Source organism: Paenibacillus sp. 481, assembly GCF_021223605.1.
Taxonomy (GTDB): Bacteria; Bacillota; Bacilli; order Paenibacillales; family Paenibacillaceae; genus Paenibacillus_B.
In genome coordinates this window covers 404777-428338 of the sequence record NZ_CP075175.1, presented here as the reverse complement: position 1 = coordinate 428338, position 23562 = coordinate 404777, and the positions used below count along the sequence as shown (strand labels likewise).

Annotated in this window: 22 protein-coding genes; all 22 read left to right on the top strand. The window is 45.2% G+C overall.

What is annotated here, in order from left to right:
- Positions 1–40 precede the first annotated feature (40 nt).
- The 22 genes from KIK04_RS01745 (at position 41) to nusA (ending at position 23530) form a co-directional block, all read left to right on the top strand.
- Positions 41–2140, top strand: a complete 2100-nt coding sequence (locus KIK04_RS01745; RefSeq protein WP_232276635.1) for a chemotaxis protein CheA — start codon at positions 41–43, stop codon at positions 2138–2140.
- A 25-nt stretch (positions 2141–2165) separates the two neighbouring features.
- The gene (locus tag KIK04_RS01740; protein ID WP_232276634.1) at positions 2166–2627 is read left to right on the top strand and encodes a chemotaxis protein CheW; all 462 of its coding nucleotides are present in this window, start codon (positions 2166–2168) and stop codon (positions 2625–2627) included.
- A 37-nt stretch (positions 2628–2664) separates the two neighbouring features.
- On the top strand, positions 2665–3252 hold the full coding sequence (locus tag KIK04_RS01735; RefSeq protein WP_232278551.1) for a chemotaxis protein CheC: 588 nt from the start codon (positions 2665–2667) through the stop codon (positions 3250–3252).
- Positions 3249–3743: a chemotaxis protein CheD gene (locus tag KIK04_RS01730; protein ID WP_232276633.1), complete on the top strand. Its 495-nt coding sequence runs from the start codon at positions 3249–3251 to the stop codon at positions 3741–3743. The genes KIK04_RS01735 and KIK04_RS01730 overlap by 4 nt, the downstream gene beginning before the upstream one ends.
- Before the next feature lie 2 nt (positions 3744–3745).
- On the top strand, positions 3746–4195 hold the full coding sequence (locus KIK04_RS01725; protein WP_232276632.1) for a hypothetical protein: 450 nt from the start codon (positions 3746–3748) through the stop codon (positions 4193–4195).
- Positions 4196–4210: 15 nt separating this feature from the next.
- Entirely contained in the window at positions 4211–4996 is a 786-nt protein-coding gene (locus KIK04_RS01720; protein WP_232276631.1) for a FliA/WhiG family RNA polymerase sigma factor, read from the top strand.
- A 35-nt stretch (positions 4997–5031) separates the two neighbouring features.
- On the top strand, positions 5032–6438 hold the full coding sequence (locus KIK04_RS01715; RefSeq protein ID WP_232276630.1) for a flagellar assembly protein A: 1407 nt from the start codon (positions 5032–5034) through the stop codon (positions 6436–6438).
- 87 nt (positions 6439–6525) lie between these two features.
- Positions 6526–6855, top strand: a complete 330-nt coding sequence (locus KIK04_RS01710) for a hypothetical protein (protein WP_232276629.1) — start codon at positions 6526–6528, stop codon at positions 6853–6855.
- A 39-nt stretch (positions 6856–6894) separates the two neighbouring features.
- Complete coding sequence (locus KIK04_RS01705) at positions 6895–7536, top strand: hypothetical protein (protein ID WP_232276628.1); 642 nt, start codon at positions 6895–6897, stop codon at positions 7534–7536.
- The gene (locus KIK04_RS01700; protein WP_232276627.1) at positions 7533–8156 is read left to right on the top strand and encodes a hypothetical protein; all 624 of its coding nucleotides are present in this window, start codon (positions 7533–7535) and stop codon (positions 8154–8156) included. The genes KIK04_RS01705 and KIK04_RS01700 overlap by 4 nt, the downstream gene beginning before the upstream one ends.
- Before the next feature lie 306 nt (positions 8157–8462).
- Positions 8463–9161, top strand: a complete 699-nt coding sequence (rpsB, locus tag KIK04_RS01695) for a 30S ribosomal protein S2 (protein WP_232276626.1) — start codon at positions 8463–8465, stop codon at positions 9159–9161.
- 147 nt (positions 9162–9308) lie between these two features.
- Entirely contained in the window at positions 9309–9959 is a 651-nt protein-coding gene (gene tsf / locus KIK04_RS01690) for a translation elongation factor Ts (RefSeq protein WP_232276625.1), read from the top strand.
- 121 nt (positions 9960–10080) lie between these two features.
- Positions 10081–10809: a UMP kinase gene (pyrH, locus tag KIK04_RS01685; protein WP_232276624.1), complete on the top strand. Its 729-nt coding sequence runs from the start codon at positions 10081–10083 to the stop codon at positions 10807–10809.
- Positions 10809–11363, top strand: coding sequence for a ribosome recycling factor (gene frr, locus KIK04_RS01680; protein WP_232276623.1), 555 nt, complete (start codon positions 10809–10811; stop codon positions 11361–11363). Before pyrH ends, frr begins: the two co-directional genes overlap by 1 nt.
- 133 nt (positions 11364–11496) lie before the next feature.
- Positions 11497–12267: an undecaprenyl pyrophosphate synthase gene (locus KIK04_RS01675; RefSeq protein WP_232276622.1), complete on the top strand. Its 771-nt coding sequence runs from the start codon at positions 11497–11499 to the stop codon at positions 12265–12267.
- 18 nt (positions 12268–12285) lie between these two features.
- Positions 12286–13086: a phosphatidate cytidylyltransferase gene (locus KIK04_RS01670; RefSeq protein ID WP_232276621.1), complete on the top strand. Its 801-nt coding sequence runs from the start codon at positions 12286–12288 to the stop codon at positions 13084–13086.
- Between the two features lie 33 nt (positions 13087–13119).
- A complete protein-coding gene (locus KIK04_RS01665; RefSeq protein WP_232276620.1) occupies positions 13120–14262 on the top strand; it encodes a 1-deoxy-D-xylulose-5-phosphate reductoisomerase in 1143 nt (380 codons plus the stop codon).
- A gap of 101 nt (positions 14263–14363) precedes the next feature.
- Positions 14364–15638, top strand: coding sequence for an RIP metalloprotease RseP (gene rseP, locus KIK04_RS01660; RefSeq protein ID WP_232276619.1), 1275 nt, complete (start codon positions 14364–14366; stop codon positions 15636–15638).
- Positions 15639–15728: 90 nt separating this feature from the next.
- Complete coding sequence (gene proS, locus KIK04_RS01655) at positions 15729–17177, top strand: proline--tRNA ligase (protein WP_232276618.1); 1449 nt, start codon at positions 15729–15731, stop codon at positions 17175–17177.
- 179 nt (positions 17178–17356) lie between these two features.
- Entirely contained in the window at positions 17357–21670 is a 4314-nt protein-coding gene (locus KIK04_RS01650) for a PolC-type DNA polymerase III (protein ID WP_232276617.1), read from the top strand.
- Between the two features lie 235 nt (positions 21671–21905).
- Positions 21906–22367, top strand: a complete 462-nt coding sequence (gene rimP, locus KIK04_RS01645; RefSeq protein ID WP_232276616.1) for a ribosome maturation factor RimP — start codon at positions 21906–21908, stop codon at positions 22365–22367.
- A gap of 59 nt (positions 22368–22426) precedes the next feature.
- Positions 22427–23530, top strand: a complete 1104-nt coding sequence (gene nusA / locus KIK04_RS01640; protein WP_232276615.1) for a transcription termination factor NusA — start codon at positions 22427–22429, stop codon at positions 23528–23530.
- Positions 23531–23562 lie beyond the last annotated feature (32 nt).

Sequence of the window (23562 nt, the reverse complement as noted above, 5' to 3'; positions counted from 1 at the left end):
CGGTTATCGCCTTGCAATCCGTTGAAAGGGGTGTTCTAGCATGGATTTGAACCAATATTTATCCATGTTTATAGACGAAGCGAACGACCATTTGCAAGCGTTAAATGAGCACATGTTGGAATTGGAAAGCCGTCCGGACGATGTGAGCATCGTTCAAGTCATTTTTCGTTCCGCTCATACGTTAAAAGGGATGTCCGCTACGATGGGATTTGAAGATTTAGCCTCGCTGACGCACGAGATGGAAAATGTGCTTGACCTTGTGCGCAATAACCAATTGGCGATGGATGAATTTATATTCGATGCTCTGTTTAAAAGCTTAGATGCGCTTGAAGCGATGGTTGCCGATATTACAGCAGGTGGTGCGGGCAAAGCCGACGTAACTCAAATTGTTGTTGCCTTGCAGTCCATTGTGCGTGGCGATTACAAGCATGCAGACTCAGCGGCAACAAGTGAACAGCAGCAGGCTGAAGACGACGCAGACACGTTGGACGAGTTTCAGCGTTCGATCTTAGAGCAATCGGTTGAAGCTGGCTTGCACGTCTATCATATGCGCGTTCAACTACGAGAAGATTGCGTACTTAAAGCAGCTCGAGCATACATGGTGTTCCAAGTGTTAGGGCCGCATGGGGAAGTCGTTAAATCGACACCGCCAGCGCAAGACATCGAACAAGATAAGTTTGACGGCAGTTTTCATGTCTTTTTCGTAACGACTACGGAAGCGGCTGTGCTTGAAAAGGAAGTCGGAACGGTGTCCGAGCTGGAGAGCGTTCACGTAACTTCGCTTGGTTTAGAAGATATAAAGCAATGGAATGACCGCATTCAAGCGCTGTCAGGCAAGCAAGAAGTGGCAGCGACAGCAGTTGTTGAGCAACAGGCTGCACCGCAAAATGGTTCGGCACCTGCGAACGCAGCTGCGGGAGGAATGAAAGAAGATCCGGCAGCGACGAGTGCTAAAACAATTGCTGCGACGGCAAATAAAGCTGTGCAAAATCGGACGATTCGGGTAGACATTGATCGTTTGGACGTACTGATGAACTTGCTTAGCGAAATGTTGATTGATCGTGTGCGGTTGGAGAAGATAGCAGGCGATTTGAAACAGAATGAGCTGACGGAGACGGTTGAGCATTTGACGCGTGTAAGCTCTGATTTGCAAAATATCGTGTTGAAAATGCGCATGGTTCCGATCGATGTTGTGTTCAATCGCTTTCCGCGGATGGTACGTGATTTAGCGAAATCGCTCGATAAGAAAGTAGATTTCGTCATTACAGGCGCTGACACGGAATTAGATCGAACGGTCATTGATGAGATCGGTGATCCGCTTGTTCATTTGCTGCGCAACGCTGTTGACCACGGTATCGAACCGATATCGGATCGTATTGCTGCTGGCAAATCAGAAACGGGCACAGTGAATTTGCGTGCTTACCATAACGGTAACCATGTATTTATTGAAATTGAGGAAAATGGACGCGGTATTAATCGTGAACTTGTGCTGAACAAGGCGATGAAAAATGGCATTGTTACACAAGAAAAGGCAGCTTCGATGAGTGATGAGCAGGTGTATCAGTTGCTGTTTGCTTCCGGGTTCAGTACTGCCGAAAAAGTATCAGACGTTTCAGGACGCGGTGTTGGTCTAGATGTCGTTAAGTCTAAAATTACATCGCTTGGTGGACATGTCATTATCGAGTCGAAGCTTGGACATGGAACAAAGTTTATTGTTCAGTTACCGCTTACACTGTCGATTTTGTCCGCGATGCTGTTCCGACTCGGCAACGAAAAATACGCCATTCCGTTGACTTCCATTGTGGAGACGGGAATGGTATCCAAACAGCAAATTCGTCGTTTACACGGCGGTATGCGAATGATCGATTACCGCGACAGCGTAATACCATTGCTGTCCCTGAGTGCATTGTTTGACTGCACGGAATATTCCGATTTCCAAGAAGAAGAAATTGAGATCATTATTGTCCGTAAAGGAGAGCGTCTGGCGGCGCTCGCGATTGATGATTTCATTGGTCAAAGTGAAATTGTGCTTAAACCGCTTGGAAATTATTTAAAATCGGTCCCAGGTATATCGGGCGCTACTATTTTAGGTGATGGACAAGTTGCACTTATTGTTGATCCTAACGCATTGCTGAAATAAACGATGAATAAGGGGGATGACACAGATGGCAGAAGAGTTGAAAGTAGTCGTGTTCTCGCTGGCTCATGAAGAATACGGCATTGAAGTAGAAAAAGTTAAAACGATCGAGCGTATGACGCCGATTACACGTGTACCAAAGACGTACGATTTTATTAAGGGTGTTATCAATTTACGTGGGGTCGTTGTACCTATCATTGATTTGCGTGGACGATTTGGCTTGCCGGAATCTGAATTCACGGATCAAACGCGAATTATTATCGTCACTCATCAAGAATTAGAAGTTGGCTTTATCGTAGATGCAGCGAGTGATGTTATGGATATTAACGAAGACAGCATAGAACCAGCACCGGAAGTAGTTGGCGGTATTCAAGCGAAATATTTGCGCGGCGTGGCCAAAATCGGTGATAATCGTTTACTGATTATGCTGAATTTGACTGAAGTATTGCACAAGAGCGAAATTGTTAAGCTTGAACAATTAGAGGTGTAAACTGGTGCACCTTTACGAATCGCTCGGTGAATTTAAGATGGACGTTCTCAAGGAAGTCGGAAATATAGGTGCCGGCAACGCCGCAACGGCACTTTCTCGACTAATGAATGTTCCGGTGGATATGGCAGTGCCTAATGTTCGCTTAATGCCCTTCGAATGCATTGCCGATGAAGTAGGGGGACCTGAACAGGTCGTTATCGCCATTTACTTCCGAGTAGAAGGCGAGGTACCAAGCCATCTCTTCTTCATGTTTGAACTAGAGGCTGCAAAAATGCTACTGGCTCGGTTATCGTCGCTACAAATGGAGGATGGAGTAGATTTTTCTGAAATGGAAATATCCGCTCTAGGTGAAATCGGCAACATTTTAGCAGGATCCTACTTGTCATCATTAGCTGATTTTACGAAACTTTACATGTCGCCAACTGTGCCACAATTGGCTATCGACATGGCAGGAGCAGTATTAAATTACGGACTGCTTCAGTATGGCGAAATGGGAGACAGTGCCCTGTTAATCGACACTAAATTTTTGCAAGATGGCAATGAAGTGCAAGGAACGTTTTTCTTAATTCCGGATCCAGACTCTTTTTCGAAAATATTCGCTGCATTGGGAGTGCCATACGAATGATTGAGGAGTCAACGGTTGTCAAAGTCGGTATGGCCGACCTCAATGTTTGCCGTTCGGGATCGATTCGTACGACCGGATTAGGCTCATGCGTCGGATTAACGTTATACGATCCTGTTGCCAAAGTTGCGGGAATGGCGCATGTGATGCTTCCGTCATCGGAAATTGCACGTGAAGGCGCTCGCAACATTGCCAAATATGCCGATACGGCCATACCGGAGTTGATCCGACGTATGACGATCGAAGGGGCTAAGCTCGTACGTTTAGAAGCGAAAATGGCAGGTGGCGCACAAATGTTTGCCTTTCATTCTAGCAACGATATGATGCGTATTGGTCCACGAAATGTAGAATCATGCAAACAAGCATTACAGTTGCAAGGCATTCCGTTGTTGGCAGAAGATACAGGTGGCAACTATGGTCGCACGATCGAGCTTTCATGTGAAAGCGGAATGTTAAACATTCGCAGCGTACAAAAGGGTGTAAAGGAATTATAACGATGATAGGAACAATACGTTGGAATCTAGTTAGTGGAACAATTGGTTTTGTTATCACATTTATGGCATCCATCAACAGTAATATTTGGTTCACGAGTTTGCTTCGAGGTGTAGTTGCTTTTGTTGCATGGTTTGCACTTTGCTTTCTACTGCGATATGCAATGGGCACTATGCTTAATCCGCAAGGGAGTAAACAGGCTAAAGGCCCAGTGTCACAGGTGTCTAGTGATGGGAAGGGAAGATTGGTTGATTTAAAAACACCGGATGAGTCGGACAGCTTGCAAGATTTATTGCGCGGAACGTCTAACCACACGGCTTCTGACAACGATGCTGCTCAAACAGATGGAGCAGAACAATCATTTCAACCATTAAAACCGCCGAAACTAGTCAGCAAACAACCTATGGATGCTGAGCAATTAGCGCAAGCCGTTCGTCACTTAGCACAAAAGTAAGGAGGCTGAATATCGGTGAGCGTGCAGAAATTAAATCAATGTTCGCATTACGAGTTGTGGTTGCGCTGGAAAGAACATGACGAGCAAGAAGCAAAAAAACAACTCATTGAAATTTATTTGCCGATCGTCGAATTCGTCTCCAATCGATTGGCCGCGGGCTTGCCGCGTAACGTAAGCAAGGACGACTTGGCAAGTAATGGCGTAATGGGGCTTATTGATGCGATCGAAAAATTCGATTATCAACGTGGTCTGCAATTCGAAACTTACGCTTCTTGGCGCGTTCGCGGGTCCATTTTGGACGGATTGCGTCAGGGGGACTGGGTTCCTCGTTCTGTTCGAGAAAAGGCCAAAAAGATAGAGGAAGCGTATCAGCATCTGGAGCAGCATTATTTGCGTAATGTAAGCGATTCTGAAATGAGCGACTACTTGAACGTCAGTGAAAAAGAGTTTCATGGGATGCTACAGGATGTCGCTATTATGTCTTTATGCTCGTTGGAAGATCCGATCCGAGAAGAAGAGTCGGAAACACGCATTTCACTTTTAGTGGATGAAAAGGCTGTAAATCCTGAATTCAAAGTGAACGAACATTATTTAAAAGAATCGCTTGTATATGGTATTGAGAAATTAACCGAAAAAGAGCGAATGGTCATTTCTTTGTTCTACTACGAGGATTTGTCGCTTAGCGAAATCGCTGAAGTGATGCAACTGTCACCTTCCCGGATTTCACAGCTGCATTCCAAAGCCATTTTGCGACTACGTACGGCCTTAGAAAAAAACAAGGAAATGCTAATGGAAGCTTAACCGCTTAACCGCGCTTCACGAAAGGGGGATATTTCGTGAGTATGACATTGGCGTTAGAAGACTACATAGATATTACATTCTCAGAGCATAAGCTACATGCCTACTTACATTTTGTGAAATATGATGAATCGTTTGGATGCACGTTCGAACAATTGGAATCGTTTGTACGCAGTCACGAGGTACGGTTTGGTGTACTAACTAAAGTGCTGCAAGAAATCGCTTCTAATCCAGTTGCCTTTAAGCAAGGAGCTACGATGATTGCAGAAGGCAAGCCGTCTGTCAGTGGGGAAGATGGATACATTCGTATGCTAATAAAAAGTGGTGAGCAAGAACAACGACCGCTTGAGCATGAGGATGGTACTGTGGATTTGAAACAGGTGAAAAACCTGGACAACATTCTTAAAGGTCAACGTATTGCTCAACGCATTCCAGCTCGTCCGGGCATTGCGGGTATAGATGTAACCGGTGAACCATTAAAGAGTAAAGACGGAAAAGAGGCACGTTTTAAAATCGGTAAAAATGTTGTCGTGGATCAAGACGGCAACTTTATGTACGCGACGATTGATGGACTTATCGCGCGTACCGATCGAGAAAAAATTAACGTGTTCCCCGTATACGAAGTGAACGGAGATGTCGATTATCGCACGGGCAACATTGACTTCGTAGGCACCATCGTCATCCGTGGTAACGTATTGACAGGCTTTACGGTAAAGGCTTCTGGAGACATTCGGGTTTATGGTGGAGTTGAAGGTGCACTTATCGAAGCGCTCGGTTCGGTTGAGGTTACGGGTGGTATTATTGCAGGAAACAAAGGATTAGTTAAAGCGGGACATAACGTAAAATGCTCGTTTATTCAAGAAGCTAACGTTAGTGCGTTTAACGATGTTCTCGTTACGCAAAGCATATTGCATTCTCATATTCGAGCAGGTAAGCAAGTGGCTTGCAATGGTACTAAAGGACTTATCGTTGGCGGCATTATACAGGCTGGTGAGCGTGTATCTGCACGAACGATCGGGAATACGATGTCCACGGCTACTGTCTTAGAAGTTGGCGTCCAGCCAGATTTACGCAACGAGCTAACACAACTTCGCAGCAATTTAAGAACGAGCATAGACGGCTTAGAAAAAACCGAAAAAGCACTTCGTTTGCTTGATCAGCTTGCTTCTACTGGCCAATTGACAGGTGAGAAGCTCGGTTTGCGTATAAAGCTTAATTCTACAAAAAAGCAAGTTGTGCAGGAACAAACGGAAATAAGAGATCGTATTTTTGAAATCGAGAAAATGCTTGAGGATACGACAACAGCACGTGTCGACGTGTTTAATGTTATTTATGGCGGATCCAAAATTGTAATTGGTCGTAACACTCGCTTTGTTAAGGATGCTTCTAAAAGAGTGACGTTCCGGCTTAGCGAAGGCGACATTGTCATGAATGCATATCAATAGTTCTAAGAATGAACGATTTATAAGTCTATTGCGTTGCACGATGCACACCACTTTGAGTGTTAACACTCGTTATATAGGGGTGATAGGATGAGTCTAAAATCGATAGAACTACAAATTGCTATACCACGGACAAACGAGGCTTCGAATATACAGCAGCAACTTCATCAACGACCGACAACCGATCAAATGCTGTTAAATGAGCAGACGGCGAAGCTGACGGAATCAAACCGGAAAAAGAGCGAGAAAATCGACGAAACGGCTGAAAGTCGTATTCGGGATCAGGAGCAGCGTTCCGGTAGTCAGCATAACCAGCATGCTAAGGGCCAGAAGCAGGATAATCAAGAGCAGTTGACTGATTATCCTGCTAAACCTGCCAAACATCCTTATAAAGGAAATCACATTGATTATTCATGCTAATGAATGAGGCAATACGTGCTTGATAGAAGGAGGAGACGCATGAGCGATCCTTGGATATATATTGTGCTGCTTGGTGCTGTAGTGGTGATGTTCGGATGGTTTCGAGCTCAAAAGGTGACAGACGGAAGCACAGCTAATACGCAACGCAATATGGAAGAAACACTTGAGCACTATGTGGAAGAAGTAGCAGCTGAAAATGAAAAGCTTGTTACGATTATCGAGCGAATGAAAAAAGAGGGCGAGCTACGCGACGATGCATTGCGCCGTCGTATGGACGCTTTAGAGGCAAAGTGGGAGCAAGCGAGTGTGATCGCCCATGAGGAAGAGCAGCGTGCAACTTTAGCTGCTACGATCCCTTCGGCTACGCAAGCTGTTGAGCCTGTATCGCCGCAATCAATGGTTGCATCGATGAAGGCTGCTACAGTTAAGTCTTCTGAGTATGCTATTGTAGGCGAACCGAATACAGAAAGCGATATGGCTTCAGCGCTCTCGGCAGTACCTACTTCCGAGGCTGAGGCGATTGTGGAAACGGCAACTCCATCGATACGAGAGCGATATGCCGATCTCTTTGCTCTAATGGAAGAAGGAGTTCCCGAGGAACAGATTGCTGAACGGTTAGCTATGCCACGAGGCGAAGTGCAGCTTGTCATTCAGTTGGCGAAAGCAGGCGGTGCGGTGTGATTAAAGATAAAAATTTTATTGTGGGCATCGGAGCGGGTATGATAATCGGTGCTATTTTACTTCAATTAAGCTTGATTGGAGAACGAGCGTCGAAACCGATGAGTGAGCAAGCATTACGTCGTGCTGCGGATCAAGCCGGCTTTGATCTTGTAGCGCGAGGAAACGTTGCTAATGAATTATCACTACAAGGACAAAAAGATACAGCCAATGTATCAGAACATAAACGAGCAGCCGACAGTAAAGCTGTTTCATCTGGAACTGCCGTATCATCTTCTGAAGATAGCAAAGTCACAAAGGGAAATGCATCGGCAACAGGTCAACCGAATAAGCAGCCTGCTTTGCCCACAGACGCAACGAAACCATCAGCAAAAGATAAAGTTTCTTCTGTCAAACAATCCGAGACATCTCAGATTACGGTTAAAGTTGCTGCTCAAAGTGGATCTTCTGAAGTTGCGGCGCAATTGGCGAAAGCAGGTGTCGTCGCGAGCGCGGACGCGTTTGAAGGATTCATTTTCAAACATAAGAAGCAGCGTAAGCTCCGCACAGGAACATTCGTTTTTAATGTTCCTGCCGAGATGGCGGATGTATTGGAAATTATTACGAGTCACCCGAACGGCTAAACGATAAATACGTTTGTCCGTTTGACGTTCGAATACCGCTCTAAGAAAAATGTGCCCCATTTTTCAGGGCGGTTTTTTTGTGGATGTACAATCATGATAAAATGATGACAAAGCAGTGACTTTGTCATGATATGCATGCAAATTTGTTGCAACTAATAGGCTGTTATGGTATATTAATTGACGGTGTTGATAACACACGCCGATTAATTTTATTAAGGGTGCTTGCTGTCGCGTTAAGTGCGGCAAGTCTTAGTAAGAAATGCCGTCGGCGGCGGATAAATAACCATATTAGGAGGTGAAGTGAAGATGGCAGTTATTTCCATGAAACAGCTTTTAGAAGCTGGTGTACACTTTGGTCACCAGACTCGTCGCTGGAACCCAAAAATGGATAAATATATCTTCACAGAACGTAACGGGATTTACATCATTGACTTGCAAAAGACAGTGAAAAAAGTAGAGGAAGCTTACAATTTTGTAAAATCCCTCGCTGGTGAAAACGGAACAGTATTGTTCGTTGGAACTAAGAAGCAAGCTCAAGACTCTGTTAAAGAGGAAGCTGAGCGCGCTGGTATGTACTTCATCAACCAACGTTGGTTGGGCGGTACATTGACTAACTTCCAAACAATCCAAAAGCGTGTTGATCGCTTGAAGAAGCTTGAAACTATGGAACAAGACGGTACATTCGAATTGTTGCCTAAGAAAGAAGTTATCTTGCTTCGCAAAGAGAAAGACCGTTTGGAGAAGTTCTTGGGCGGTATCAAGAACATGAAAGAATTGCCAAGCGCATTGTTCGTAATCGATCCACGTAAAGAGCGTATTGCAGTTGCAGAAGCTCGTAAATTGGGTATCCCAATCGTTGGTATCGTTGATACGAACTGTGATCCGGACGAAATCGACTACGTTATCCCTGGTAACGACGACGCGATCCGTGCGGTTAAATTGCTTACTGCGAAAATGGCTGATGCTATCATCGAAGCTAACCAAGGCGAGCAAACAACAGCTTAATTACGAACGTGTAAATTGGATGATTAAAAGGGTGGTTGGCAGGTGATTCACCTCTCACCGCCCTTTTTTAAGGTAAACTAACATGCGCGTCTGCACGTACATAGGTGTTACGTCAGACGGCCAATATATTGATGGAGGGTATACAACATGGCAGTTAATGCGAGTGCTGTAAAAGAGTTGCGCGAAAAAACAGGCGCAGGTATGCTTGATTGCAAAAAGGCATTGGAAGCAACAGACGGTAACATCGAAAAGGCGATCGAATTCTTGCGTGAAAAAGGCCTTGCAGCAGCAGCTAACAAAGCTGGCCGCATCGCTACAGAAGGTGTATGCGAATCTTACATCCACGCTGGCGGACGTATCGGCGTATTGGTAGAAATCAACTGCGAAACAGACTTCGTAGGTAAAACAGAGCAATTTAAAGAGTTCGCACGCGACGTTGCTATGCACATCGCTGCATCCGCTCCTAGATTCGTAAGCCGTGATGAAGTATCTGCGGAAGAGATCGAAAAAGAAAAAGAAATTTTGAAGGCTCAAGCTTTGAACGAAGGCAAGCCTGAGAAAATCGTTGAAAAAATGGTTGAAGGTCGCATCAGCAAGTACTACGAAGAGTTCTGCTTGTTGGAGCAATCATTCATTAAAGATCCAGACAAAACGATCGAAACATTGTTGAAAGAAAAAATCGCTACAATTGGCGAAAACATCTCAATCCGTCGTTTCGTTCGTTTCGAATTGGGCGAAGGCTTGGAGAAAAAAGTAGATAACTTTGTTGAAGAGGTAATGGCACAAGCAAACTTGTAATCCTCACTTTAGGAATGCAAAACGCATAGTAGCTAATTAGCAATCAACAGACGCGCTAAAAGTTGGAACACATTGTGTTCCTTCTTTTTTAGCGCCGTATGAAAATAGTGGAGGGTATACATTGGAACAACCGGTTTATAAACGCATCGTACTGAAAGTTAGCGGGGAGTCGTTGGCAGGTCAAGCGGGCTACGGCATTGAGTCCGAAATGATCAATTCCATTGCTGAGCAAGTTAAGGAAGTCGTGGAAATGGGTGTAGAAGTCGCAATCGTTTGCGGCGGAGGAAACATTTGGCGCGGCATTGCAGGAAGCGAAAAAGGAATCGACCGTGGTACGGCTGACTACATGGGCATGCTTGCTACAGTCATGAACTCGCTTGCATTACAAGATGCGCTCGAACAAATCGGCGTGCCGACCCGTGTTCAAACTTCGATTGCCATGCAGCAAATTGCGGAACCATACATCCGCCGTCGTGCGATTCGTCACTTGGAAAAAGGGCGTGTTGTTATTTTTGCAGCAGGTACGGGTAATCCGTTCTTCTCAACAGATACAACAGCAGCGCTTCGTGCAGCGGAAATCGAAGCAGACGTTATTTTGATGGCGAAGAACAAAGTTGATGGTGTGTACTCTGCTGATCCGTTTAAAGATGAGACAGCTGAGAAATTCGATCAATTGACATATATGGAAGTGCTTAACCGCAATTTGGGTGTTATGGATGCTACAGCTTCCTCGCTTTGCATGGATAACAACCTTCCGCTTATTGTGTTTGCGATTACTGAGCAAGGAAACATTAAGCGTGTTGTTCGTGGAGAAAAGATCGGAACGATTGTTAAAGGGAGTGTTGATTAATGCCACAAGCAATTAAGAAAAATGCAGAAGAGCGCATGGAGAAAGCGATCGGATCGCTAAAACGTGACTTGTCGACACTTCGTGCAGGACGTGCAACACCAGCTTTGCTCGATCGCGTGCAAGCTGAGTACTACGGCGCATTAACGCCAATCAATCAGTTGGCGAACATTAATACACCTGACTCCCGTACACTAATGATCCAGCCATGGGACAAATCTTCCTTGGCAGATATTGAGCGTGCGATTTTGAAGTCAGACCTTGGCTTAACGCCACAAAACGACGGTACAATGATTCGCCTTACAATTCCAGCGTTGACAGAAGAGCGTCGTCAAGAGCTCGTTAAGCAAACGAAGAAGTTCGGCGAAGAGAGCAAGGTTGCAATTCGTAACGTTCGTCGTGATGCAAATGATGACGTTAAGAAATTGGAAAAAACAACAATTTCCGAAGATGAGTCACGTCGCCATCAAGAAGATATTCAAAAGTCGACGGATAAATTTATCGCTGAAGTGGATAAAGTATTGGCAGCGAAGGAAAAAGAAATTTTGGAAGTTTAAGACAATGCAGCATTTTATGCCCCTCCGCACGGTGGGGTTTATTGTCTTTTTTTAAAGCCTTCAGCTTTAACGAAACCGATGTACAAATAGGCTTCGACAGAAGGTTTTTTATCACCGGGTTGGAGGAGACCGAATGATTAAGCGATTCCAAGCGTGGCTGCAGCAAAAGGAACAGAGCAGCAAACCGCAGGAACTGACGCGCGACAACGTTCCAGAACATGTAGCAATTATAATGGACGGCAACGGACGTTGGGCAAAACATCGTGGCTTGCCGCGCGTAGCTGGGCATCATAACGGAATGAAGGCCGTTAAACGGGTAACAATTGCCGCCAATGATATGGGCATTAAGGTGCTCACCATGTATGTTTTCTCAACTGAAAATTGGAAGCGTCCCAAAGATGAAGTCGATTTTCTAATGAAGCTCCCACAGGAGTTTCTTGCAATTGAATTGGATGAGCTCATCGAAAAAAATGTGCAAGTACGTATGATGGGTTATCGAGAAGATTTGCCAGAACATACGCTTCGCGCGCTGGAAGAAGCGGAGCGAAAAACAAAACATAACACAGGGCTCATACTCAATTTTGCCTTGAATTACGGCAGTCAACGGGAAATCGTCGAAAGTGTTCGTCACATCGCTCGCGAAGTTGAAGCAGGTAGACTGAACGTAGACGATATCGAAGAAGCAACGATACATTCGCACTTGCTGTCCAACGGCTTGCCTGATCCTGATCTGCTCATTCGCACAAGTGGAGAATTGCGTTTAAGCAACTTCATGCTATGGCAACTGGCATACAGCGAGCTATGGTTCACCGATATATATTGGCCGGATTTCAATGAACAACATTTGAGGGAAGCTGTAATCGAATACCAAAGACGCTCCCGAAGATACGGTGGACTACAATAGGTTGGAGGATCTAACTCTATGAAACAACGCATCATTACGGGCCTAATTGCTGGTTCACTATTTGCTGCGCTATGCATAATTGGCAGTGTACCGTATCAGCTGTTGCTGCTTGCGATGGCATGTATCGGATATTTTGAATATGCCCGTATGCATCATGACAAACGATTTGATACATCCACGATTATCGGCTATATCGCCGTTTTTGGACTGGTTATACCATGGTCCCATTGGGGGATATCATGGCCAATATCGGTGGAGTCTATCATGTGGTTAGCCATGTTTGCGTTGCTGTGCATGACTGTCCTTACAAAGAACAAAGTGCCGATTCAAACGGTAGCTCTGCTATGGATAGGTGCTTTTTATATCGGGATCGGCTTTAAATATATGATGTTAACTCGCACTGGAATGGGAGCCGATGGATTGTTCTGGACACTTATGCTGTTTTCAAGCATCTGGGCATCTGATATCGGCGCTTATTTTATAGGACGAGCTATTGGCAAGCATAAACTATGGCCAGCCATAAGCCCTAATAAAACGATTGAAGGTGCAGTCGGAGGAGTAATTGCGTCAGTTCTTAGTGCTGTTATATTTGCACTTGTTCGTCCCGACGTATTATCGATGGTAACAGCAGTTGGCATCGGCTTGGCCGCAGCCGGAGCAGGTCAAATGGGCGATCTCATTCAATCTGCCTTTAAGCGTGTACGTGGCGTCAAAGATTCAGGAGCACTATTTCCAGGTCATGGTGGGATACTTGACCGCGTCGATAGCTGGATCATTGTGTTTCCGCTCGTCCACATATTAGGTTTGCTTGCAACATAGAATGTGTACAATGATGACAGAAGAGGTGGACGGATGAAACGGATTGCCGTACTAGGCTCAACAGGTTCCGTTGGAACACAGACATTGGACGTCGTGCTGCAACACCCAGAACATTTTAAGGTTGAAGCTTTAGCAGCAGGCCGAAACGCAGCGCTCATTGTTGAGCAGGCGCATCGTTTTCAACCGCGTAAAGTATCGGTACAAGACCGGGCAACAGCGGACCAAATTCGGGAGCAATTACCGCAGGGTACTGAGCTGTTCTACGGTGAAGAGGGACTAATAGAAGTGGCTGCTCATACAGAAGCGGACACTGTGGTTACCGCTGTTATGGGGAGCGTCGGCTTACATTCAACATTAGCTGCAATCGAACAAGGCAAGACGATTGCACTAGCTAATAAGGAAACGCTTGTAACGGCAGGGCATCTTGTAACCCAAGCCGCCAAACGTAAAGGCATCACGCTTATGCCTGTTGACAGCGAACATTCAGCTATTTTCCAATGCTTAAATGGGGAATCACTGGACACGATTCGAACGATGACATTAACGGGCTCCGGTGGTAGTTTCCGCGACCTGAACCGTCAACAATTAGAGGGCGTGACAGTGGAGCAGGCACTTAAACATCCCAATTGGTCAATGGGTGCTAAAATTACAATTGATTCCGCAACAATGGCCAATAAAGGTTTAGAAGTTATCGAGGCGCACTGGCTATTCGGTGTTCTATACGAGCAAATTGACGTTCTGATTCATCCAGAAAGCATCATTCATTCATTCGTTGAATTTAAAGACGGCAGTATTATGGCGCAGATGGGCGTCCCAGATATGCGTGTACCGATTCAGTATGCATTGACTTATCCTGAACGCATCCACAATCCTGCTCCTTCACTTAACTTGGCGCAAATTGCTCAACTTCACTTCCGCGAATTGGATTTGGCACGGTATCCGATGGTCGGTTATGCTTATGAGTGTGGCAAGTTAGGCGGCACGGCTACGACCGTGTTTAACGCAGCGAATGAAATTGCAGTTGCTCGTTTTTTACGAGGAGAAATTAGCTTTCTTGATATTGAACGGATTGTCGAAAAAGCAATATCGCAGCATGTACCTATTTCGCATCCGTCACTAGAAGCAATCGAGGAAATCGATCAGCAAACGCGCAAACAAGCAATGAGCAATGGATAGCATCTAGATCACTGAGGCGGGTTCACTTGTGCGCGGTCAGACAATAATGATAATCTAGAAGACATACGGCCACCCCGAATCGTAAAGGAGGATGCAATCCTGTGGAAATGGTGCAAGTTGTATTTTTAACCGTACTCGTCTTTTTCGTGCTCGTAACCATTCATGAATGGGGACATTATTATTTTGCTAAGCGGGCAGGTATATTAGTACGAGAGTTCGCGATCGGTTTTGGCCCGAAAGTCTTTTCGCACAAACGTGACGAAACCCGGTTTACACTTCGTTTGCTTCCGCTTGGTGGATTTGTGCGCATGGCGGGGGAAGACCCTGAAATTGTTGAGGTTCAACCTGGACAAACTGTAGCACTTCGCCTTGATGGGAACAAGGTAACGAAGCTGTTTTTAGACCAACTGGATTTGCGGAAAAATGTAGTGCGCGGCGAAGTCGAACATATCGACTTGGAGCATACGCTTAAAGTGAGGCTTCAAGTAGAAGGTGAAGTCGTTACATACGATATTCACCCGAAAGCGATGATGGTATTAAAAGGTCAAGACATTCAAATTGCGCCTTTTGAGCGTCAATTTGGCAGCAAAACGGTAGCACAGCGTGCGCTTTCTATATTTGCTGGCCCGCTAATGAACTTTATATTAGCGTTCGTGCTATTTATTGCTTACATTTTACAAATGGGTGTGCCTGTAGAAAATCCTACACATGTACGATTAGCTGACGTGTCAGACGATAAGCCAGCGGCAAGGGCTGGTTTGCTTAAGGGAGATCTCGTCGAGCAAATTAATGGCATACCAATCGGTGCAGACATAAATAAACTCGTCACGCTTATTTCCGAATCAGAAGGAAAAGAAATGACTTGGGTCGTGTTGCGTGGTCAAGAGCGACTCGAAGTGAAGCTGACGCCAGAGCATATTAAAGGTCATCAGGGTGGTAAAGTTGGTATTACACCGTCTACTCCGATGCGATCTGCTTCATTTACGGAAACGTTTAAATTTGCTGGCAAAGCAATGGTCAACACAACGGAACGTATTTTTGAAGGTTTCCGGATGCTCATTTTCGGACAGTTTACTTTAGATGATCTTGGCGGACCGGTTCGAACATTCGAGCTTACAGGGCAAATAGCGAGCAAAGGCATTGAGCAATTGACGTATTGGGCTGCTATTTTGAGCTTATACTTAGGTATTTTCAACTTATTACCAATTCCTGCGTTGGACGGTAGCCGACTCGTATTTTTAGGCATTGAAGCATTACGAGGTAGGCCTGTTGATCCGAATCGGGAAAGTACCGTGCATTTTATCGGTTTTGCGATGATTATGCTCCTTATGTTGGTAGTAACATACAATGATATATTGCGTTTAGTTAAAGGTTAGTTTAGGGTAAGACGTACATTTAGCATACGACCGAGTACGGGGAATATCTCACATCAGCTAGGTCAAAGCTTCGGGAGGATTTAGAACCTTATGTCTAAGGAGAAACAATTCGTTACGGAAATTACGCCTCAACAAGAGGATTTTTCAAGATGGTATATCGACGTTATCAAAAAAGCGGAATTGATGGATTATTCACCAGTACGTGGATGTATCGTATTCCGTCCAGATGGATATGAAATTTGGGAGCATATTAAAGAAGAGCTGGATCGTCGTCTTAAAGAAACGGGCCACCGCAACGCTTATTTCCCAATGTTCATTCCAGAGAGCTTCTTTCAAAAAGAAAAGGAGCACGTTGAAGGCTTTAATCCCGAGTTGCCTTGGGTAACAGAAGCAGGCGGAGAAAAGCTTGAAGAAAGATTAGCTATCCGTCCTACGTCCGAAACGATGATCGGCCATATGTATTCCAAATGGATTCAATCGTATCGTGATTTGCCAGTCCTCATTAACCAATGGGCAAACGTTGTTCGTTGGGAAAAGCGGACGCTTCCATTTTTACGTACAAGCGAGTTCATGTGGCAAGAAGGCCATACAGCTCATGAAACTGAAGTAGAAGCACGTCAAGAGACGATGCAAATGTTGGACGTGTATCGTGAATTTGTGGAAAATGTATTGGCTATGCCGGTAATCGTCGGTCAGAAGACACCTTCTGAAAAGTTTGCTGGTGCTGTTGATACGTTCTCCATCGAAGCCATGATGAAGGACGGACGCGCAGTTCAAGCGGGTACGTCGCACTACTTAGGTACCAACTTTGCTGTAGCGTTTGAGATCAAATATTTGAATCGTGAAAATACACAAGAATTCGTGCACACTACTTCTTGGGGTGTGAGCACACGCCTTATCGGATCGTTGATTATGGTGCACGGCGACGATCGTGGCCTCGTGTTGCCACCTAAAGTTGCGCCAACGCAAGTGGCAATGATTCCGATCGGCCCAGCGAAGCTGCGTGATCAAGTTATTGCTCGTGCGGATGAGTTGTTTGCAGAGTTGAAACGCGCTGGTGTTCGTGTTCGTATGGACGATCGTGCTGACGTTAGCCCGGGTTGGAAGTTCAACGAATACGAAATGCGCGGTGTACCGGTTCGTCTTGAAATCGGACCACGTGATATGGAGAACGGTGTAGTTGTACTCGTTTCCCGTGTAACAGGTGAAAAGCGTATTGTAGAACAAGCTAACCTTGTAGCTGAAGTTGAAAAAATGTTGCAAGATGTGCATAACGAAATGTTTGAGCGTGCGAAGCAATTCCGTGATCAGCATTTCTATTCGGTAGACACGTTAGACGAGATGAAAGCGCAAATGGATGAGAAGCGCGGATTTACACTTGCAGGCTGGTGTGGTTCGAACGCATGCGAAAAGCATGTTAAGGACGAGACTGGTGCGACAAGCCGTAATATTCCATTTGAGCCTCAAGTTGAAAAGACAAGCTGCCTCGTCTGCGGCGAGCAAGCGAAGCACACGGTTGTATTTGCACGTGCGTACTAAGCGTTAAGAACATGTTGCAAGTTACATGCAACAACTTGCTGTAACTTGCTTTAATAAGTTTCGGAAGAATAAGAAAAGCTTCCATCTGGGGGAATTGAACGGAGCACCGGACGATGACTCGCATGAAGGAAGCTTTTCTTTGTTCATTTTATAATCCAACCACGGGAGGAGTGTCAGACATGTCAGATAAACGACAACGATTCGAACTGCTACTGAAGCAGGCCGACATTCCAGGTGAGATGATTGATGCCTTTTTGACGGATGGCTGGATTGAGCAGGTGGAATGCAGCCGCTCCAACCGCGAATGGACGATTCATATCGGGAAAACGACTGTGCTTCCAGCAGAAGCATATCGCTCTTTCTGTTTAAAAGTTCAAGATAAAATGTCGCACATCGCGAAGATTCGCATTATTTTTCACTATGAAGATCACGTACAAAGTAGCGACATTGTAAATGCATACTGGGGCTTGTTTATGGATTGGGTGAAGCGGGAAGTGGCTTCAGTCAATGGCTGGCTTAGCCGTGCGCAAATTGAAGTGGAAAAAGACACGGTAAAGTTGACGCTTGCGGAAGCGACCTCGCTGGAGCTGGCCAAGAAAAAGCAGGTCGATGATTACATCATCAGGTTTTACCAGACGTATTTTTCCCGATTGCTACGCGTTCAGTTGCAGCTCGGGACGTTCGATTCCGATGCGTATGAAGCGTTCCAAGCGAAAATCGTGGAAGAAGAGCGCCAAGTTGTTCAACAAATTATGGAACATGCGGCGTCCGAGGCGGCTGAGGCTGCTGATGAAACGGGCGAAGCACCTGAAAAGTTGCAAGTCGGCTACGAGATTAAAGATGATCCACGACCTGTTATGGACGTGCAAGATGAAGAAAAGCGGGTAACGATACAAGGTGCTGTATTCGGTTTGGAAGTGAAAGAACTCCGTAATGGCAATACACTGTACACGTTCAACCTTTCTGATTTTTCAGATTCGATCATGATGAAAATGTTTGCCAAAACAAAAGATGATGTTAAAATGCTCAATCTTATTGCAAACGGTAAATGGGTGAAAGCACGTGGTCGTGTTGAATACGATCGCTTTATGCAAATACCAGAGCTAGTCATGATGCCGTCGGACATTATGGAAGTAACCGCCCCTGCAGAACGGAAAGATACTGCTGCAGAGAAACGGGTAGAATTTCATTTGCATACGACAATGAGTACGATGGATGGAATGGCTTCCATTGACACTTATGTTAAACAGGCTGCTAAATGGGGACACAAAGCGATTGCGGTGACCGATCATGCTAACGTGCAGTGTTATCCAGAAGCGGCTAAAGCGGCGAAAAAGCATGGCGTCAAAGTCATTTATGGTGTCGAAGCGAACGTTGTAAACGATGATATGCAAGTTGTGATGAATGCTGAGTCGCGTAATTTAAAAGAAGCGACTTATGTTGTGTTTGACATTGAGACAACAGGTTTGTCTGTGTCCAACAATAAAATAATCGAAATTGCAGGCATTAAAATGCAGGACGGTAAAGAAATCGACCGTTACTCATCTTTTGTCAATCCACACCAACGTATTCCGTATAACATTCAACAGTTAACGAACATTACGGACGACATGGTGCAGGATGCGCCGGAAGTTGATCAAGTGCTGCGTGAGTTTGTCGATTTTGTGGAAGATGCAGTTGTTGTTGCGCATAACGCACGATTTGATATGGGCTTTGTGCAGAACAACTTAAAGAAGCTTGGCTTGCCTGAGCTTACAAACCCTGTGTTGGATACACTTGAATTGGCTCGCTTATTGCATCCAACGATGAAAAATCATCGCCTCAACACGTTGGCGACTAAATATAAAGTAGCACTAGATAATCATCACCGCGCTATTGATGATACGATAGCATTGGCTGGTATTTTACAAGGGTTGTTGAACGATGCCCACCAAATTAATGGGATTGAAATGCTCGATCGTTTGAACGATTATGTCGGACAAAATTTGCGTAATGCGCGGCCGTTTCACTGCAACATTTATGCATTGAATGCCATCGGCAAAAAAAACTTATACAAGCTCGTATCGATGTCTCATACGACCTATTTCAACCGTGTGGCGTGTATTCCCAAAAGTAAACTTATGGAGTTGCGCGAAGGTTTGCTCGTCATGTCGGGTTGTGAGAAAGGCGAGTTTTTCGAGAATGTGATGAACAAATCTGTCGAGGAAGCCGAGCAAATTGCTGAGTTCTACGATGTGCTTGAAATCCAACCGGTAACGATGTACATGCATCTCGTCGAAAAAGGGTTCGTTGGCTCTTCAGCTGAAATTCAGGATGCGCTGCGCAAAGTCATTCAAATCGGACAAAAATTAGGTAAGCCTGTTGTAGCAACAGGTAACACACACTACTTGAATCCGCGCGACAAGCTGTTCCGTGATATTACGATTCATGGGATTACGGGATTTAGCCCGTTAAAAGACATTAAAAAACCAGATGCTCATTTCCGCACGACGACTGAAATGCTGCAAGAGTTCGAATTTTTAGGTAAAGAGCAGGCTTATGAAGTAGTTGTAAAAAATACGAACGAGCTTGCCGACCAATTCGAAGCGCTAGAGTTGTTCCCTGATAAACTGTTTACTCCGATTATCGAAGGTGCAGACGAAGAAATGCGCGCAACGTGCTACGATACGGCTAAACGGATTTATGGCGAACCTGTTCCGGAAATCGTCGTTAAGCGTCTGGAAAAAGAGTTGGACCCGATTATTAAGTACGGCTTCTCGGCCAACTATTTGATTTCGGAACGACTCGTAAAAAAATCGAACCAAGATGGATACTTGGTCGGTTCACGGGGATCTGTTGGCTCTTCGGTTGTGGCTACATTTTTAGGTATTTCTGAAGTTAATCCTTTACCGCCGCACTATACTTGCGGAAACGAGCAGTGCAAGTACAGTGATTGGATTACAGACGGTAGTGTGCCGAGTGGTTTTGACTTGCCAGCTAAGCCGTGTCCAAACTGCGGTAATCCGTTAAAAGGTGAAGGACAAGACATTCCGTTCGAAACGTTCCTAGGCTTTAAAGGTGATAAAGTTCCCGATATCGATTTGAACTTCTCAGGTGAGTATCAACCGATAGCGCACAATTATACGAAAGAGTTGTTCGGTGAGAAAAACGTATTTCGTGCAGGCACAATAGGAACGGTAGCTGAAAAGACCGCCTTCGGTTTTGCTAAAAAGTATGAAGAATCGTTTAACAAAAAATGGCGCGGTGCAGAACTTAATCGTCTAGCGTCCGGCTGTACAGGTGTTAAGCGTAGTACGGGACAACATCCCGGCGGTATTGTAGTTGTTCCGGATTACATCGACGTTGAAGACGTTACGCCAGTACAATTTCCAGCGGACGATACGAATGCCGATTGGAAGACGACGCACTTCGACTATCATGCCTTTGAAATGAACTTATTGAAGCTCGATATTCTAGGTCATGATGACCCGACGATGATGCGGATGTTGCAAGATTTGACGGGCGTTGATCCGACTACGATTCCAATGAACGATCCGAAAGTAATGAGCATTTTCAACTCAACGAACGCGCTCGGTGTATCTCCACAGCAAATTCGTACACCAGTAGCCACATACGGTGTTCCGGAGATGGGTACCCGCTTCGTACGCCAAATGCTTGTTGAAGCGCAGCCGACCTCTTTCGCTGACTTACTGCAAATTTCGGGGTTGTCGCACGGAACAGGTGTATGGCTCGGTAACGCACAAGATCTCATTAAGAACGGCGTTTGTACGATTAAGACCGTTATCGGTTGTCGTGACGAGATTATGTTGTTCTTAATTTACAAAGCAGGAATGGACGCAGGTCTGGCGTTTAAAATTACGGAGAGCGTACGTAAAGGTAAAGGTCTTTCACAGGAATGGATTGATGAAATGAAGCGCTGCAACGTGCCACAATGGTACATTGACTCCTGCTTGAAAATTCAATACATGTTCCCGAAAGCCCATGCTGCAGCATACGTTATTTCCGCCGTGCGGACGGCTTACTTTAAGCTGTACCATCCGATTGAATTTTACGCGACTTATTTCTCGGTTCGGGCAGAAGACTTTGATGTCGAATTGTGCTGTCAAGGCTACGAAGCAATCGGCCGCAAAATCGACGAGATCGAAGCGAAAGGGTTTCAAGCGACACCTAAAGAGAAAAGTATGATCGCTATTTTGGAAATGGCGCTTGAAATGACTGCCCGCGGCTTATCGTTTAAGCCGATTGATCTATATCGTTCAGAAGCGACGAAATTCCTTGTCGATGGCGGGTCGCTTATTCCACCGTTCTCCGCGATGCAAGGCATCGGGGAAAATGCGGCACGCAACATCGCCGCATCACGCGAAGGTGGCGACTACTTGTCCATTGAGGATTTCCAAAAGCGATCGAAGGCAAGTAAGACGATCGTTGAGATGCTGAACCAAATGGGCTGTTTCCGCGGTTTGCCGGAAAGCAACCAACTATCGCTGTTTTAAGGAAGAAGCGTAAGGCGGTTTTGGCCCAAAAGACACGGCTGTAACAATCATGTGCAGTTGGGGCTTCATGGGAATGCCCTTGCCATTGTTGTTAGGGCTATGTTATAATTTTTTTGGTAATCATGTGGATAAATCCGTTACGTAAAAGAGTGGGGAAACCCACTCTTTCATATTTAAGTACGGGTTCACAACATAAATCACAATTGCACACTGAGATTTTTAGGAGGTACACCGCTTGAGTACACCGAACATTAAATCGGTCGTAGAGAACATGGTCACACCTTTTTTAGACGAACATGGCTTTGAATTGGTAGATGTTGAGTATGTAAAAGAGGGAAGCAGTTGGTTTTTGCGTGTATATGTGGACAAGGATGGCGGCATCGATATTGAAGATTGCGGCCGCATTAGTGAATTCCTTAGTCTACAGTTGGATGAGAACGATCCGATAACGGATATGTACTTCTTAGAAGTAAGCTCACCAGGCGCAGAAAGACCGCTGAAGAAATCAAAAGATTATGTCAAAGCGATTGGCAAGCATGTGTTCATAACTACATACGAGTCGGTTAACGGCTTGAAGGAGTTTGAAGGCACACTTGTTTCATTTGACGAACAGACGGTTGTCGTGAGTGTAGGTAAGAAAGCTCATGAACTACCATTTACTAAAGTAGCGAGCGCCAGACTGGCGATTCAATTTTAAAAAACGAATATGACATGTATGCATTGAGCCGCAACAGGCTGAAAGGGGGAACTCATCAAATGAGTATGGATTTTATTGAAGCTCTAGAAGAGATTGGAAAAGAAAAAGGAATTGGCAAAGAAGTGCTCATTGACGCTATTGAAGCTGCACTTATTTCTAGTTATAAGCGCAATTTTAATACAGCGCAAAATGTGCGTGTAGATATTAACCGTAATACGGGAGTTATTAAAGTGTTCGCCCGCAAATCGGTCGTGGATGAGGTGCTTGACCCACGTATGGAAATTTCGCTTATGGCGTCGCGCGAGCTGAACCCGAATTACCAAATCGATGATTTGTGTGAGATCGAGGTTACTCCACGTGATTTCGGACGCATTGCTGCACAAACAGCAAAGCAAGTCGTTACACAGCGTATTCGTGAAGCGGAACGCGGACTTATTTACAATGCTTTTATTGATAAAGCAGATGACATCGTTACAGGTATCGTTCAACGTCAAGATACACGTAATGTGTATGTTGACCTAGGTAAAGTAGAAGCGGTGCTTCCACTTAACGAATTGATGCCGAACGAAAAATTCAAGCACAATGATCGTGTTAAAGCTTACATTACGAAGGTAGAAAACACGACAAAAGGTCCGCAAATTATTTTGTCACGTACACACCCAGGTTTGCTTAAACGCTTGTTTGAGCTTGAAGTTCCTGAAATTTTTGACGGTGTCGTTGAAATTAAATCGGTAGCTCGCGAAGCGGGACAACGCTCTAAAATTGCCGTTTATTCGCGCAATCCAGAAGTTGATCCGGTTGGTTCCTGTGTTGGTCCAAAAGGCTTGCGCGTGCAAACGATCGTTAACGAGCTGCGTGGCGAGAAAATTGATATCGTACGTTGGTCAGAAGATGTGGAAGAGTATGTGGCTAACGCACTCAGCCCTTCCAAAGTCGTGTCTGTTGATGTACGTGAAATTGAAAAAATGGCACGTGTTATCGTACCGGATTATCAGTTGTCGCTCGCTATCGGTATTAAAGGACAGAACGCACGTCTGGCTGCAAAGCTGACGAGCTGGAAAATCGATATTAAAAGCGAATCGCAGGTAGATGAAGTGCGCGAATCGCAAAATGAAGACGAGCAAATGCCGTCTGATGACGAATTTGTAGAAGAGAACCAATAAGACCGAAGGCGCGACCAACGCCGTATGAGACG

Bases quoted from the DNA above. Each gene is read 5' to 3' on its own strand.
- KIK04_RS01650 (WP_232276617.1), top strand. From the start codon at position 17,357: ATGTCAGATAAACGACAACGATTCGAACTGCTACTGAAGCAGGCCGAC.
- KIK04_RS01730 (WP_232276633.1), top strand. From the start codon at position 3,249: ATGATTGAGGAGTCAACGGTTGTCAAAGTCGGTATGGCCGACCTCAAT.
- rpsB (WP_232276626.1), top strand. From the start codon at position 8,463: ATGGCAGTTATTTCCATGAAACAGCTTTTAGAAGCTGGTGTACACTTT.
- KIK04_RS01735 (WP_232278551.1), top strand. From the start codon at position 2,665: ATGGACGTTCTCAAGGAAGTCGGAAATATAGGTGCCGGCAACGCCGCA.
- KIK04_RS01670 (WP_232276621.1), top strand. From the start codon at position 12,286: ATGAAACAACGCATCATTACGGGCCTAATTGCTGGTTCACTATTTGCT.
- KIK04_RS01745 (WP_232276635.1), top strand. From the start codon at position 41: ATGGATTTGAACCAATATTTATCCATGTTTATAGACGAAGCGAACGAC.
- nusA (WP_232276615.1), top strand. From the start codon at position 22,427: ATGAGTATGGATTTTATTGAAGCTCTAGAAGAGATTGGAAAAGAAAAA.
- KIK04_RS01705 (WP_232276628.1), top strand. From the start codon at position 6,895: ATGAGCGATCCTTGGATATATATTGTGCTGCTTGGTGCTGTAGTGGTG.
- KIK04_RS01710 (WP_232276629.1), top strand. From the start codon at position 6,526: ATGAGTCTAAAATCGATAGAACTACAAATTGCTATACCACGGACAAAC.
- proS (WP_232276618.1), top strand. From the start codon at position 15,729: ATGTCTAAGGAGAAACAATTCGTTACGGAAATTACGCCTCAACAAGAG.
- KIK04_RS01665 (WP_232276620.1), top strand. From the start codon at position 13,120: ATGAAACGGATTGCCGTACTAGGCTCAACAGGTTCCGTTGGAACACAG.
- frr (WP_232276623.1), top strand. From the start codon at position 10,809: ATGCCACAAGCAATTAAGAAAAATGCAGAAGAGCGCATGGAGAAAGCG.
- KIK04_RS01725 (WP_232276632.1), top strand. From the start codon at position 3,746: ATGATAGGAACAATACGTTGGAATCTAGTTAGTGGAACAATTGGTTTT.
- tsf (WP_232276625.1), top strand. From the start codon at position 9,309: ATGGCAGTTAATGCGAGTGCTGTAAAAGAGTTGCGCGAAAAAACAGGC.
- KIK04_RS01740 (WP_232276634.1), top strand. From the start codon at position 2,166: ATGGCAGAAGAGTTGAAAGTAGTCGTGTTCTCGCTGGCTCATGAAGAA.
- KIK04_RS01675 (WP_232276622.1), top strand. From the start codon at position 11,497: ATGATTAAGCGATTCCAAGCGTGGCTGCAGCAAAAGGAACAGAGCAGC.